This is a genomic window from Corynebacterium sp. BD556, assembly GCF_038452275.1.
Lineage (GTDB): Bacteria > Actinomycetota > Actinomycetes > Mycobacteriales > Mycobacteriaceae > Corynebacterium > Corynebacterium mayonis.
Genome location: NZ_CP141643.1, coordinates 421,484 through 435,133, shown reverse-complemented (window position 1 = coordinate 435,133; position 13,650 = coordinate 421,484). Strand labels below are relative to the sequence as shown.

Annotated in this window: 10 protein-coding genes and 1 tRNA gene; 5 read left to right on the top strand and 6 right to left on the bottom strand. The window is 62.2% G+C overall.

The annotated features are described in order from the left end of the window. Window positions 1-7 precede the first annotated feature (7 nt). The gene (locus VLL26_RS02090; protein WP_342319476.1) at window positions 8-937 is read left to right on the top strand and encodes a DUF808 domain-containing protein; all 930 of its coding nucleotides are present in this window, start codon (window positions 8-10) and stop codon (window positions 935-937) included. A gap of 111 nt (window positions 938-1,048) precedes the next feature. Further along, a complete protein-coding gene (locus VLL26_RS02085) occupies window positions 1,049-1,483 on the top strand; it encodes a cupin domain-containing protein (RefSeq protein WP_342319475.1) in 435 nt (144 codons plus the stop codon). A gap of 74 nt (window positions 1,484-1,557) precedes the next feature. On the opposite strand, the gene selB is transcribed toward VLL26_RS02085, so the two are convergent. From selB to VLL26_RS02070, 3 genes are all read right to left on the bottom strand, one after another. Then, window positions 1,558-3,315: a selenocysteine-specific translation elongation factor gene (gene selB, locus VLL26_RS02080; RefSeq protein ID WP_342319474.1), complete on the bottom strand. Its 1,758-nt coding sequence runs from the start codon at window positions 3,313-3,315 to the stop codon at window positions 1,558-1,560. Continuing rightward, window positions 3,303-4,580, bottom strand: a complete 1,278-nt coding sequence (gene selA, locus VLL26_RS02075; RefSeq protein ID WP_342319473.1) for an L-seryl-tRNA(Sec) selenium transferase — start codon at window positions 4,578-4,580, stop codon at window positions 3,303-3,305. Before selA ends, selB begins: the two co-directional genes overlap by 13 nt. 22 nt (window positions 4,581-4,602) lie before the next feature. Continuing rightward, window positions 4,603-4,697: transfer RNA gene (locus tag VLL26_RS02070), tRNA-Sec, on the bottom strand. A 25-nt stretch (window positions 4,698-4,722) separates the two neighbouring features. Between VLL26_RS02070 and selD the strand changes: the two genes are divergently transcribed. Then, the gene (gene selD / locus VLL26_RS02065; protein WP_342319472.1) at window positions 4,723-5,700 is read left to right on the top strand and encodes a selenide, water dikinase SelD; all 978 of its coding nucleotides are present in this window, start codon (window positions 4,723-4,725) and stop codon (window positions 5,698-5,700) included. 12 nt (window positions 5,701-5,712) lie between these two features. On the opposite strand, the gene nrfD is transcribed toward selD, so the two are convergent. From nrfD to fdnG, 3 genes are read right to left on the bottom strand one after another with little or no spacing between them, the layout of a single operon-like run. After that, window positions 5,713-6,807, bottom strand: coding sequence for an NrfD/PsrC family molybdoenzyme membrane anchor subunit (nrfD, locus tag VLL26_RS02060; RefSeq protein ID WP_342319471.1), 1,095 nt, complete (start codon window positions 6,805-6,807; stop codon window positions 5,713-5,715). Between the two features lies 1 nt (window position 6,808). Then, complete coding sequence (locus tag VLL26_RS02055; protein ID WP_425292282.1) at window positions 6,809-7,801, bottom strand: 4Fe-4S dicluster domain-containing protein; 993 nt, start codon at window positions 7,799-7,801, stop codon at window positions 6,809-6,811. Then, on the bottom strand, window positions 7,802-11,035 hold the full coding sequence (fdnG, locus tag VLL26_RS02050; RefSeq protein ID WP_342319470.1) for a formate dehydrogenase-N subunit alpha: 3,234 nt from the start codon (window positions 11,033-11,035) through the stop codon (window positions 7,802-7,804). A gap of 107 nt (window positions 11,036-11,142) precedes the next feature. On the opposite strand from fdnG, the gene VLL26_RS02045 reads away from it, so the two are divergent. Together VLL26_RS02045 and VLL26_RS02040 are read left to right on the top strand one after the other, a co-directional pair. Beyond that, window positions 11,143-12,186, top strand: a complete 1,044-nt coding sequence (locus VLL26_RS02045) for a hypothetical protein (protein WP_342319469.1) — start codon at window positions 11,143-11,145, stop codon at window positions 12,184-12,186. 103 nt (window positions 12,187-12,289) lie between these two features. Continuing rightward, window positions 12,290-13,624, top strand: coding sequence for a DUF4185 domain-containing protein (locus tag VLL26_RS02040; RefSeq protein WP_342319468.1), 1,335 nt, complete (start codon window positions 12,290-12,292; stop codon window positions 13,622-13,624). The last annotated feature ends 26 nt before the right edge of the window (window positions 13,625-13,650 follow it).

Here is a 13,650-nt window from a genome sequence, read left to right as displayed (position 1 = left end):
TTACCAAGTGTCCGGTGGCCTTTTAGCATTGCTTGACGACGTCGCCTTGATCGCGCGCACCGCAGCAGCCTCCGCTGACGACGTTGCCGGCATGACCGCCAAGACTTCCGCGAAGGCGGCGGGAGTTGTCATCGATGACGCTGCGGTGACCCCGCAGTACGTCACTAATGTCACCCCGGCGCGCGAACTACCGATGATTTGGCGGATCGCCAAAGGCTCGATCCGCAACAAGCTGCTTTTCATCTTGCCCGTTGCGTTGATCCTCAACGCGGTAGCACCTTGGGCGCTGGTGCCCATCCTCATGGTTGGCGGGGCCTATTTGTGCTTCGAGGGTGCGGAAAAGATCGCCCACAAGGTGCGCCGCGACGAAGATGCCGCGCAGCATGAGGCGCTTCACCGCACTGACAGTGACGAAGATTCCCTCGTCAAAAGCGCTATTGTGACTGACTTGATTTTGTCCGCCGAAATCATGATTATTGCCCTCGACGAAGTCAAAGAAGAACCGATCGCCATGGAGGCAGCCGTTTTAATTTCGGTGGGTATCTTCATCACCGTCGCCGTCTACGGCGCGGTAGGTCTGTTGGTCAAAATTGACGATATCGGCCACGGCATGGTCCGCCGCGGCACCGCGCCAAAGCTGGGCCGCGGACTGGTCAAAGGCATGCCGTATGTACTCAGCGCAATCGGCATCATCGGCACCGTCGCCATGCTGTGGGTCGGCGGGCACCTCATCATCCGCGGGATGCACGAGGTGATCGGCTGGCACTGGCCGCACGATTTGATTGAACGCGCAGCCGGGGCCGTCGGCGGTGGATTCGCCGGCTGGCTCGTCGACACCGGGATCTCCCTTGTCGCGGGACTTATCACAGGTTTCGCGGTCCTCGCCGTTGTCAGCCTTGTCAAAAAGACCGTTGTGGGTGCAACAAAGCCTGCTTAGGCTTGCCTACCAGGGATTTATCGTGCCGGCAGGAGCCAGCATGCGACGCAGTTGTGCACTACGGTGGGTGGTGGACAGTTAAACACCCGCTAATTTTTTGAGGAGTATCTCATGTCTGACGCATTGCGCACCGATCACGGACCTCATCCCTTCGTCACAAACATTGAGACGGCAACCGTCAACAATGATGCCTTTCGTGACACTCTCTGGACCGGCAAGTACCTCCAGCTAACCGTCATGTCAATCGAACCAGGCGGCGAAATCGGCGCCGAAATCCACGACGGCCACGACCAGTTCCTCCGCGTCGAGGCGGGCGAGTTGCACGCAATGATCGGCGAGAGCGAGGACAACCTCGAGGTCGACCAGGTAGTCAAGCACGACGACGCCATTTTCGTGCCCTCCGGCAAGTGGCACAACTTCGTCAACGAGGGCACCGAGACCGCCAAGGTCTACTCCATTTACGCTCCGCCGGAGCACAAACCCGGCACCTTCCACAAAACCAAAGACGAGGCGGACAACGACCCGCAGGAGACGGACGGGGTCTAAACCTCCGCTTTTGACCCGTCCGAAAGCCCCGCACCCGGGAAGGGTCGGGGCTGTGGTTTTTGCTGGCCTGCGCGCTAGCGCAACACGCGCGAGGTTGCGTCAACCCGGCGCGTAATACCTTGTGCGTCCAACAGCTCAAGAAGCGGTATGGCCACTCGCCGGGTGGTGCCCCACGCCTTGCGTGCCTCTGAGGCGGAGAAGGGCTCCGGCAGGTCAGCAAGCAGGCGCGCCGCCGTTTTGGGTGCGCTCGGCAGCAGAACTGTCTCGCCGACGCGAATCACCCGCCCGGCGCGCTCCGCCGCTGCCAACTCCTTCGTACCCAAGCCCCAGCGCTCCAGGTCACGGGCTTCAGGGGCGATAAGAGGCGTGGCGGCGAGGTGCTTTTCCAACTCGCGGATACCTGCTTCGGCCTCCCCGAGGCCATCCCGCGCGCCGCTGGAGACAACGCCGCCTGCGAGGTGGAGTTTCGCCGCGGCAGCTACCAGGGGCAGCACAGCCGGATCGGGAAGATCAAGCTTTTTTGCCGCCTCGTGGGTGCTCATGCCGGGCGAGAGGGGCTGGTCGGCTTCGTGCTGCCGCGCCGCGGTCAGCAGTGCTTCTTTCCACCGCATCACCTGGGTTGCGGTGATCCAGTAGCCGGCGAAGGCGACGGATCCCTGGGGAGGTTTAGCTTCCACACGGTAACCCAGTCGCCGAAGGTGCTCCGGGGTCACGGCGACGCGCCGGGCGATCTCTGCGGTGACGTCCGGCAGGTGCTCCAGGGCAGACAGACGGCGGCGCCCGTCGCCGCGCTTGTCCAAGGCGGGCGGATCGACGTCGAGCGCTCGCACCCCCGCCAGGATGTGTTCGGAGCCGGAACCGCGCAGCACTAAGGCGTCTTCAAGCGTCAACGGCAACTCGGCTGACAGGATGAGTCGGGCGTGATCGGGGCCGAAGGGGCGGACCTTTGCCGGCACGGCGGCTGTGCCGATGTGCACGACCAGTTCGTGTGGCAACTTGTTTAAGGCCGTGCCGGTGCTCCGGCGGACGTCGACAAGCGAACTCATCTGCCAAACGTCAGGTGTGGTCAAAGCGCTGCCGCGGCGGACGTCATCAGTTGTCACGTCGCGTAGGTTTATGGCAAGGCGCATGGCCGGGGTGGCGCGCTCGATGGCGCGGTTTTCGGAGTGAATGCCACGCACGCTGACTTTTCGTGAACCCAATTGCATGACGTCGCCGGGGGCGACTTCTCCGGCGCTTAATGTGCCGGTAACTACCGTTCCGGCACCCTTGATGGAAAACGCGCGGTCGACCCACAGGCGCACCCTGGTGGTTTTGTCGGACTTTGGTGCGCCGCGCAGCACGGCGATGAGTTGTTCCCGTAGCTCATCTAGGCCCTCGCCAGTTTTCGCCGAGACTTCCACCACCGGCCACTTTTCCAGTGTGGTGCCCTGTAGTTTCGCGGCGACCTCAGCACGCACCTGGGTCCGGCGCGGCGCGGATGCTTTATCGGCGCGAGTCAGCGCCACCACGCCGTGACGAATACCGAAGGCGTCAATGGCGTCGCGGTGGTCGGTGGATTGGCGCATCCACCCCTCATCGGCGGCAACGACGAGCATCACCACGGGTGCCGGGCCGACCCCGGCTAGCATGTTGGCGATGAATTTTTCATGCCCCGGCACGTCCACGAAAGCGACATTGTCGCCGTGTATATCTGCCCACACGAAACCTAAGTCGATGGTCAGCCCCCGGCGGCGTTCCTCCTCCCAGCGGTCCGGCTCCATTCCGGTCAACGCCTTAACCAGAGTGGATTTGCCGTGGTCGACGTGGCCCGCGGTGGCTACGACATACACTGCTTGATCCTTTCGGCTACGTCGCCGTCGCATGTTTGGGGAACGCATCGCAGGTCGATAAGGAGGTGTCCATCGTGGACACGCCCAACAATCGCCGGTTGGCCGGTTCTCAAAGGCTCCGCCACGGAGGCGGGAAGTTTCACCGCCCACCCCGGCAGCCTGTGCCCAGGCGCTCCCCCGCCGCCTACCCGGCCATCATGGGCGACCACGGTAGCTCCCACGCTGTGCGCCAGGCGCTCGGCGCGGCGCCTCAAGCTGTCTGGGTCAGCGTGCAAGTAGTCGTGGGTGGGTGTGGTGCGCTCCCGCACGCTCGCTTCCAGCGCGGCAAGGCGAAGCTTGTCAATGCGAAGCGCGCGTGCCAGGGGGTGCTTTGCAAGTGTGTCCACACTTTCTCGCTTGCCCAAGATCACACCAGCCTGCGGCCCACCCAGCAGCTTGTCGCCGGAAAACAAAACGATGTCCGCGCCCGCTTCGAGCGCCGTGGTCGCATCCGGCTCCCCGGGCAACGCCGGATCGGGGTGCAGCAGGCCCGAACCAGTATCGACAATCAGCGCGAGGCTGTGCTCGTTGGCGATCTTTCGCAACTGCTCGACTGTGGCCTCGGCGGTAAAACCCTGCACCCGGTAGTTGGAGGGGTGCACCTTGAGAATCGCTGCTGCTTGCCCGGCTTTGGCGGCGTAGTCCTGCGGGTGGGTGCGGTTGGTTGCACCGACTTCTTCAAGTTCAACTCGGGCCGATTCGATCAGCTCGGGCAGGCGGAAACCGGCGCCGATTTCGATCATCTCGCCGCGGGAGATGAGCACGCGGCCGCCTTCAGCCAGAGCCGTGGTGGCCAAAAGCAACGCGGCCGCTGCGTTGTTGACCACGAGGGCGGCTTCTGCGGCTGGGCAGGCTTCAACCAGTGCGCGTCGTGCACCTTCTCCCCTGGTGCGTGAGCGGGTTCCGGCAGCGAGGTCCATCTCCACGTCGACATAGGCTGCGGCGCGGGTCAGTTCCCGCGTGGCGGCCTGTGAAAGCGGGGCGCGGCCGATATTGGTGTGTACGACCACCCCGGTGGCGTTGATCACCGGCGTCATGGTTGCCAGAGGCTTCCGCGCGGCCTGCAGGAAACGTGTTTCTACCTCATCGACCGGGATTTCCCCGCGGCGCGCCATGTCTTGAAAGCGCTTCGCCAGAGCCTTTGCGGCCTCGGGTGCGAGCTGCCGGTTGTCCACCAGCGCACACAGCGCATCGGTTCTGGGGATGTGACGGCGCGGATCTGACACCGGGGCCTCCTTGCAACTTCAGTGGCGGAGACGGACAGGAATCGAACCTGCCAGACCGAGATGCTCGGCCTCACCAGTTTTGAAGACTGGGGCGCCCACCAGGACACGTACGCCTCCGCCGGGCAACGATACCATGGTCGCCATGACTGAAATTAGACTCACTGAGTATGCATCAGGAGGCGGCTGCGCCTGCAAAATCCCGCCGGGTGAGTTGGAGGACGCCGTCAAGGGACTCATCGGGTTTTCCGACCCCAACGTCATCGTGGGCCTTGATGACGGTGATGACGCCTCCGCCATCCGCGTGCGCGATGATCTTGCTGTGATCTCCACCGCTGACTTTTTCACCCCCGTGGTCAACGACGCCTACACCTGGGGAAAGATCGCAGCGGTCAACGCCTTGTCCGATGTCTACGCGATGGGCGGCACACCCATCACCGCCATCAACTTGCTTGGTTGGCCCCGCGAGGTGCTGCCCGCCGAGCTAATTCGGGAAGTCCTGCGCGGCGGTCTCGACGCCGCAACCGAAGCTGGAATTACCGTCACCGGTGGCCACTCCATCACCGCACCTGAACCGATCTACGGCATGGCCGCCACCGGCACCGCCGACCCGACGCGGCTGATGCGCAACGACGCCGCCGAGCCCGGGCTGCCCATCACCCTGACCAAGCCGATCGGCTCGGGGCTGCTCAACAACCGCCACAAAACCACTGGCGAGGTATTCGACCACGCCGTGCAGGTCATGACCACCCTCAACCGCGATGCCTCCCGCGCCGCCCTCGCTGCCGGAGCGAAGGCCGCCACCGACGTCACCGGTTTCGGGCTGCTCGGCCACCTGTTTAAGATGGCGCGCGCCTCCGGCATTGACGCCATCATCGACCACCGTACGGTGCCGCTTATCGACGGTGCCCAGCAAGCCCTCAAAGACGGCTTCGTCTCCGGCGGGACCCGCCGCAACCTGGATTGGGTTCGGGACCACCTCGACTCCACCCTCGATGAGGACGAACTGCTGATGCTTGCCGACGCCCAAACTTCCGGCGGTTTGCTCATCGTCGGTGAAGTCCCCGGCTACCCCGTGATCGGCGAAACCCGCCCCGGAACAGGGCGGGTCCACGTCAAATAAGGCGAGTGGGGGTTACTCGGCGGTCGTGATCGAATCGCCGATAATTCCCTGGCTGACCCGCTTGTTCAACCGCTCGCGCTGAGGTTCAACGACGTACTTCGGGTCCGCCACCGACTGCCTGCCCGCCTCCATGATGCCGAAACGGGTCAGGCAGGACCCAGCCAAAAGCGCCGCCCCGGCCGCTGCGGCTGCCGCCCGCTTGCGCCCAGCAAGCACCGCCACAACACCGCCGCTGAGAGTGCACACCTCAGCCGCTTTCAGCAGGCGCCCCGCCTTGCCTGTCTCAAAAGCTTCGCGCATGACCTCGCCGACGCTATCTTTGAGCCGGTGCATCGAGACCACATCCGCAGCCGCACCCGCTACGGCCAGGACGCGGGCCGGGGCGTTGTTGGCGGTGGAGGTAGTTAGCATCCCGGCGCCGCCTGAAGCGCACGCCGCGGAGGAAACAAACAACTCCGGAAGCGCTCGGCGCGCCGCCTGCCAGGCAGGCACCGACGTATCCCCAAGCAGCACCGCGGTGTAGGCGGCCAGCGGCGAGCCCAACAGCCCCGCCCCCATCGCGGCGGGTGTGGCAAGCCCGTGCAGCAGGTGACGCAGCACCTTGGGCACAGGCACAGCACGGTTGCTTAACTCGTCGAGCTCGGCTGCGGCGGGAAACGCCGCCAGCGAAGAAAACGCACCCAAAATCCAGGCGCCGACGTTCATCGGCGAGGACAGCTTGAACACGCGGAACATGTTGAGCAAACGCTCGGGGCGACCCAGGTCCACCACAAGAAACGCCGAACCCACCGATGCGGCAGAAAAGGCGACCAGGCTGGCGTTGCGGGCAAGTTCAGCGTTGCCGGTCACACGGCTGCCAACGGAAAGCATCGACGAGCCCCCAGCCAACCCCCCGAGGAAAAGGTAACCTGCGATCGGCCACTCCCACGGCGGGAACTTCACTATCGGCTTGCCGTAGTAAGAGTCGAACTGCTCGAACTGGGCCTCGGGGACCATCAGCTCCTCGCCGCGACGACCCCTGCCTTTTTGCTTGCCTGATTGACGGCGCTTCGGGCGCCGCGGCGGCTCCTGCGGGCGGTACTGATCAAAGCTGTTGCTGCCGGCCATTTTAACTGCGACCCCCAATCACAAACGCCGCCACGACCGTGCCGACTAAACCAGCCGCTGCCACGGCGGCACGCTGCGCAAGCTGCGGCAGGTTAAGGGTGGGCACCTCCGGATCCGGCGGAAGGCCGTAGACCTCGGGGGCGTCAAGAAGCAAAAAGATCGACCCTGTCCCGCCCACACCATCATGCGGGTTAGCGCCATACAAACGCGCCTCCGTCATGCCTTGCGCATGCAACTGAGCCACCCTCTTTTTCGCAGTCGCAAGCATCTCCTGGTGGGTGCCGTACTTGATCGACTGCGTCGGGCACGTCTTTGCGCAGGCAGGGATCTCCCCGATAGCCTGACGGTCAAAACACATCGTGCACTTCTGAGCCAAACCCAAGTTCTTAATCGGGGCCTTCTCCCCCGGCGTGAAGTCCTGGCCTTCGCGCTCATTGCGCTTGGTGACACCGCCGTCCGAACGGCGCTCAATTACCCCAAAAGGACAACCGGCCACGCACGTCCCGCAACCGTTGCACACGTCGTCTTGCACGACCACCGTGCCGTGCTCCGTGCGAAATAACGCACCCGTCGGGCACACATCCAAACAACCCGCATTAGTGCAGTGCTTGCACACATCCGACGACATCAACCAACGGAAATCCGGGGTGTCCGGGTGGCTGGGCAACTCGGAGCGCACCTCGGCAGGGCCCACGCCGGGCATGCCCAAGGAAATCAGCTTCGCACCTTCCTGCCGGGCCTGTTCAATGCGCTGCTCTTTCTGCTCGACGAAAGCGACATGGCGCCAAGTGTTCGCGCCGAGCGAGCCGGTGTTGTCGTAGGAATTACCGGACAGCTCATAGCCATCCTCCGGGTTACGGTTCCACTCCTTGCACGCCACCTCGCAGGCTTTACAACCAATACAAATAGAGGTGTCGGTGAAAAACGACATGCGCTCCGCCCGGTCGTAGCCGATGTGTGACGGCGACTCGGTCAAAAAATTCGTGGTGTGCATTTAGCCTTCCTTCTCCGACATGTGCCGCTTCGTCGAATCCTGCCGTGCAGTACCGGCGTCGTCGACAAGCGTCGTGCCCGTCTTTTCCGTCAGCTTCGCGCGACGCTGGTACTCGCGCACCAACCGGTCGCGCTCGGCGCCACGCGGCCTGCGGCCAGCAACGATATCGACAGCGGAGACTTTCGAGGCCTGAATGTTGACGTTCGGATCCAACATGATGCCCAAAAGGTCGTTCGGGCTATCGCCCTCAACCTCGGCGTAGTTGCCCTTGCCGTAATGGAAAGGCATGCCGATTTGCTCGAACTCGCGCCCATCCACAACGAGAGTTTTAAGCCGGTCGGTGACCAAGACCCGGGCCTCAATGGCGTTACGCGGCGAGATGATTGTGGCCCACCCGCCGTTTTCCAGGCCAAGTTTCGCCGCCAACTCCTCCGAAACCTCGCAAAACAGCTCGGGCTGCAACTCCGCGAGAAACGGCAGGGTACGCGTCATCGCGCCCGAGGTGTACATTTCCGTCAACCGGTACGTGTTCAGCATGTACGGGTACACCCCCAGCCCCGCCTCACCATAGTTCGGGGCTGAAAGGTTATCGGGGCTTTTCATCACGACACGCGACGGCGACTGCTGCTGCGCGTACAGCGGGTTCGGGAATTGCGACTCCTGCGGCTCATAGTGCGTCGGCAGTGGCCCGTCTACCATTCCCTTCGGCGCGAACAACCATCCTTTGCCATCAGCCTGCATGATGAAAGCGTCAGTGCCGGCCAATGCCGCTGGGCCGGAAGCATCACGCGGCGGCACGTACGCCGGGTCACGGTCGGCCGGGAAATCGACCACATCGTCCGAAACCCACGTGCCCTGCTCCGCGTCCCACCAAGCGAGCTTCTTACGCTCCGACCACGGCACACCCTGCCCATCGGCAGAAGCACGATTGTAAAGGACACGGCGGTTCGCGGGCCACGCGAACCCCCAATCAAGCGCAATCGCGCTGTCTGGATTGGCAGGTTCCTTCTTTGCCGAACGGTTCACACCGCCGGCGTAGACACCCGCGTAAATCCAACAGCCCGAAGCAGTAGTTCCGTCGGCCTTCAAATCGTTGAAATTGTCCACCAACTCGCCCTTGCGCGGGCCGTCGAGGAAGTAGCCGTTGATTTCCTTGAGCACCGACTCCGGCTCAATCTCACCTGTGGAATCGACCTCGTAGTCCCAAGTAATCGCCTGGAGCGGCACATCGCGCGGATCGGTGGAGTCCTTCAGGCGCTCCTTGATACGCAGACCCAGGTCGTAGAAGAACTGCAAATCAGACTCCGCCGCACCCGGTGCTTCATTAGCTTTAAAGCGCCACTGCAAGATCCTCGACGTTTGGGTGAAGGTTCCAGCCTTCTCAACATGGTTGGCAGCAGGAAAGAGAAAGACCTCCGTATCGATCTCCTCGGTGACCAGCTCGCCGGACTTAATCTCCGGTGAATCCTTCCAAAACGTCGCGGTTTCGATCTCCTGGAAATCCCGGACCACCAGCCATTTCAGCTTAGCCAGACCCATGCGCTGCATACGCCCATTCGACTGCGCCACCGCCGGGTTCTGCCCGAAGACGAAATAGCCGTCAACATCGCCGGAGTGCATCATCTGCAGCGTGTGATACGTCGAATGCGCACCAGTTAGGCGAGGCATGAGATCCAGGCCCCAATTGTTGTCCTTGGTGGCGTGCTCGCCCCAATAGGTCTTCATCAGGCTCACGGCGTACTTGTCACCGTTGTTCCAAAAGCCCTTTTGGTTCTCGTCGCGGATCGTATCCAGGTACGCCGGCCACGTCTGCGTCTCCACCTGGGGCATCGGCAAATAGCCCGGCAGCAGGTGGAAAAGCGTCGGCACATCGGTCGACCCCTGAATCGAGGCGTGCCCACGCAAAGCCATAATGCCGGAGCCGGGACGTCCCACATTGCCCATCAACAACTGCAAGATCGCGCAGGTGCGGATGAACTGCGCACCCAACGTGTGCTGTGTCCAGCCCAAAGCATAAGCGAAACACGTTGTGCGCTCGCGCCCGGAATTGGACACAATCGCATCCGCGAGGTATTCGAAATCCTTCCTCGAGATGCCGCACGACTTCTCGACTACCTCCGGGGTGTAGCGCGCATAGTGGCGCTTGAGGATCTGGAACACGCAGTTCGGGTCCTTTAGCGTGTCATCCTTCTTGATGTCCCAGGGTGTCTGCGCGTCATCTTCAAGCACGTACTGCCAAGTCGAATCGTCATACGTGCCGGTTTGTGGGTCGTAGCCGGAAAACAGCCCGTCCAAATCCTCGGTGTCTTTGAAGTTCGGATCAATGATGGCCGAGGCGTTGGTGAAGGTGCGCACATACTCATCGAAGTACAGGTCGTTGCTCAGCACATGGTTAATCAAGGCACCAAGCAAGATGATGTCGGAGCCACCACGGATCGGCACATGCTTGTGCGCCACAGCCGAAGTGCGAGTAAACCGCGGGTCAACGTGGATAATGCGGGCGCCACGCGCCTTCGCCTCCATCACCCACTGGAAGCCCACCGGGTGCGCCTCGGCCATATTAGAGCCCTGAATGACAATGCAGTCCGCATTCGCCATATCCTGCAGCGGCTGCGTCGCGCCGCCACGTCCAAACGAGGATCCCAAACTGGGAACCGTAGACGAGTGTCATATACGGGCTTGGTTTTCCAACTGGATCGCACCGGCGGCGGTGAACAACTTCTTAATCAGGTAGTTTTCCTCGTTGTCCATCGCCGCGCCACCAAGACCGGCAATGCCAAGCGTCCGGTTGAGCGGCAACCCTTCATCATTGCGGTCCTGCCAGCCGTTGCGGCGCGCCTCAAGGAAACGGTCAACCACCATTTCCATGGCCGTCTCGCGGTCAAGAACCTGCCACTCAGTAGAACGCGGCGCCCGATACAGAATGTCCGTCACACGGTTGGTGGCGTTGACTAGTTGCTCAGAGGCCGCGCCCTTGGGGCACAACCGCCCGCGCGAGTGAGGCGAATCCGGGTCGCCCTCAATCTGAATGACTTTGCCGTCTTTGACAAAAACATTCTGACCGCAGCCGACCGCGCAGTACGGGCAAACGCTTTTGACCACACGGTCCGCCTCGACCGTGCGACCCTGCATGGTGGCGCTCTTGCGGGATTCGGTGCTGCGGTCTCGCGCGAACACATCACCTTCCTGCAATTGGCGCACCACGGGCCAGTTGAGTGGGCTGATTCGAGACATGCCACAAGACTAACGCATGGATACGGCATGCGGCAGATTCCCACAACGAGCACCTAGAATGACGTCCATTCCCGCGCCGCCCCGCAATAGACTCTCAAGGAGTGTTCATGGCCCCAGCACGCTACCCGCTGTCCCCCTCCGCCTGGGGAACAGCAGTTGAGGTGGGCGTCGACAAGCCCGTGCAGGCCTTCCTGTACTCGGACTTGGGGGCGTCGACAAGCATGCACTTCATCGAGGTCGCGCTCGAACCGGACCCCATCGAAAACTCGTGGCGGGTGCGCTACGACGGCGGCATCCTCGGCGTCATCGACGCCGCACAGCGCGCCACATTCCCCCACATCAACCGCGTCCACGAAACGGCGCTGACCCCACACACCATGGCCGGAATCAAAATGGACGCCGACGGCCGCTACAGCGCCACCGTCTTTTTGCCCCCCGCCGAACTCGCCGTGCCACGCAACAACGCCGCCACCCCGGAAACGGTGATGCCCCCCGGAGATATGTACGTGGTGGACACCTCCACCGGCGAAATGACCGCCGGCGAGTTAAACGCCGCTTCCCCCGGCCAATGGTTTGTCACACTCAGCGTGTTAGACGGCATCGTCGTGGTAAGCCTCGACGGGCGCGTCGTGGGCAGCCTATCTCCAACTGAAAGCCACTACCTGATCCACGCCGGAAAAAACCTCGAGGCAGCCACCGCGCGTGCCTACATTATCGAGCAAATGGTGGGCCTTGACCTCGCCGTTGAAGGCAACGCCGAGCGTGTTCCCGCGCTGCGCAACGCTGAACACGCCGACACTTTGACCTCCGCCAGCAAAGACATAGAAGCTGTGACCACCTTTCCAGACGGCTCATGGGCCGTCACCGTCGCGGCGGAAAACGCCGTTAGCGGCGCGGACATGTCCACGCCGCGGGCTAACGCCCGCCGAGTCAAAGGGGTCTATGACGAACGTGACGAACTGAGCTTACGTGACGAACTGGGCGCGCCGCAGGAACCAAGCGTCGATTTCACCCCGACGAAAACCTGGCACATCTCCGCCGGAAACTACCTCACCGAAGTTGAAAAGGTTCGCCTGCGCCGTCAGCGTCGCCGGGAAGGTACAGCCGGACACCACCGCCGGGAAGGTACAGCCGGACACCACCGCCGGTAAGAATGACCTTTTAGCCTTCTGCTTGGTATAGTCGTGCTGTTTTTGCACACCGCTGATTTTTCAAGCACCTCCGCTTGTATTTTTGAAAAGGTTCTTCGCCGCTATGCGCCTTCGCCCCCTTGCCCTGACCGCCGCTCTCACTGTCACCCTCACCCCAGGTGTGGCCTCGCCCGTCGCCGACGCCCAAAGCTCTTTGAGCTCTTTGAGCTCTGCGAGTTCCTTAAGTTCTTTAAGCTCGGGCAGCTCCGGAGGCGGCCGCCAGAAAGATCCCTCCCCAATCCAGGACGCGCCAGGCACACCTATCGCCATGCCCGGTGACATTATCGTGCAGATCATGGGCGATTTGCTGGGCAACAACAAATCCGACCATGTCGGTTTCAAGGCCGGAGACCTAGGCATCATGACCCCTCTGGGCAACGGCGAGGAGTTCGCCATTATCTTCGGTGACTCCTTCCGGGGCAACACCTTGGGGCAGGGCGAGTGGATGAGCCCAGTGGGAGTGGTCGCCAGGATGGTCGACGGTGTGATCAAAATTATCCGCCCCCTCAACATTGGGGAGAAGGTCAACCCTTTGATCCGCTACTTCCGCGCCGAAGGAGACAACCTCACCCTCATTCCCTCCGACGTTCTCAACATCGACGGCACTCTCTACATGCAGGGCATGTGGAACCGCGGCATTGGCAATGTCGAATACACCGAAATTTGGAAGTCCACGGACAACGGCACCTCTTGGGCCTCCGTGGGCAAAACTAGCTCGTCCTACATGAATGGCTTGGGCAACCTTATTTCTTGGGAGCGCGGCGACGACGGCTACATCTACGCCGTGTCTTCCAGCTTCAAACGCGACCATCCCGTCTTTTTGTCGCGCTTCCGGGAAAACCACATGAATGACCGCTCGAAGTGGGAGCTTTTCAACCCGGCTACCGGCTCCTGGTCGAGTGCCGGCAACCCCATCTTGTCAGGCAATGTTGAGGCTGGTGAGATGAATTTGCGGCTCATCGACGGCCACTGGGTCCTCGTGATGTTCAACGAAGCGACCCTGCAAATCGAGGTCCGCATCTCCGACACGCTGGCCCGCGACTGGAACGATGTGCCGGTAGCAGTCATTGCCAAGCATGGTTTATGGAGCAATGAGCAGACCCCCGCCAACTTCTCCCAGCCTTACGGCGGCTACATCGTTCCGGGCTCCACCCTGGCGAACATGGACATCGTTGTCTCGCAGTGGAACACTTCCACGAACCGGCGCTATAACTCCACTCAGTTCAACGTCAAGGGCTTAGACGCCTTCTTTGGCGTTCGCGCCGTCAACCGCTCCATGTTGCGCTCCGTCCCGTTTAGCGCCACCGAGCCTGGTGAGCTGCAGGTCACGAAACTGCCGGGCACTTCTACCCCGGAGCAGGCGGCGGAAGACGCGGCACTGAGCCACACGGCACCCTAGGTGCGCCCCGCCCAGGCTTCACTTAG

Excerpts from the sequence above, each read along its gene's own strand:
- VLL26_RS02085 (WP_342319475.1), top strand. The coding sequence starts at position 1,049 with ATGTCTGACGCATTGCGCACCGATCACGGACCTCATCCCTTCGTCACA.
- selD (WP_342319472.1), top strand. The coding sequence starts at position 4,723 with ATGACTGAAATTAGACTCACTGAGTATGCATCAGGAGGCGGCTGCGCC.
- nrfD (WP_342319471.1), bottom strand. The coding sequence starts at position 6,807 with ATGGCCGGCAGCAACAGCTTTGATCAGTACCGCCCGCAGGAGCCGCCG.
- VLL26_RS02055 (WP_425292282.1), bottom strand. The coding sequence starts at position 7,801 with ATGCACACCACGAATTTTTTGACCGAGTCGCCGTCACACATCGGCTAC.
- VLL26_RS02045 (WP_342319469.1), top strand. The coding sequence starts at position 11,143 with ATGGCCCCAGCACGCTACCCGCTGTCCCCCTCCGCCTGGGGAACAGCA.
- VLL26_RS02040 (WP_342319468.1), top strand. The coding sequence starts at position 12,290 with ATGCGCCTTCGCCCCCTTGCCCTGACCGCCGCTCTCACTGTCACCCTC.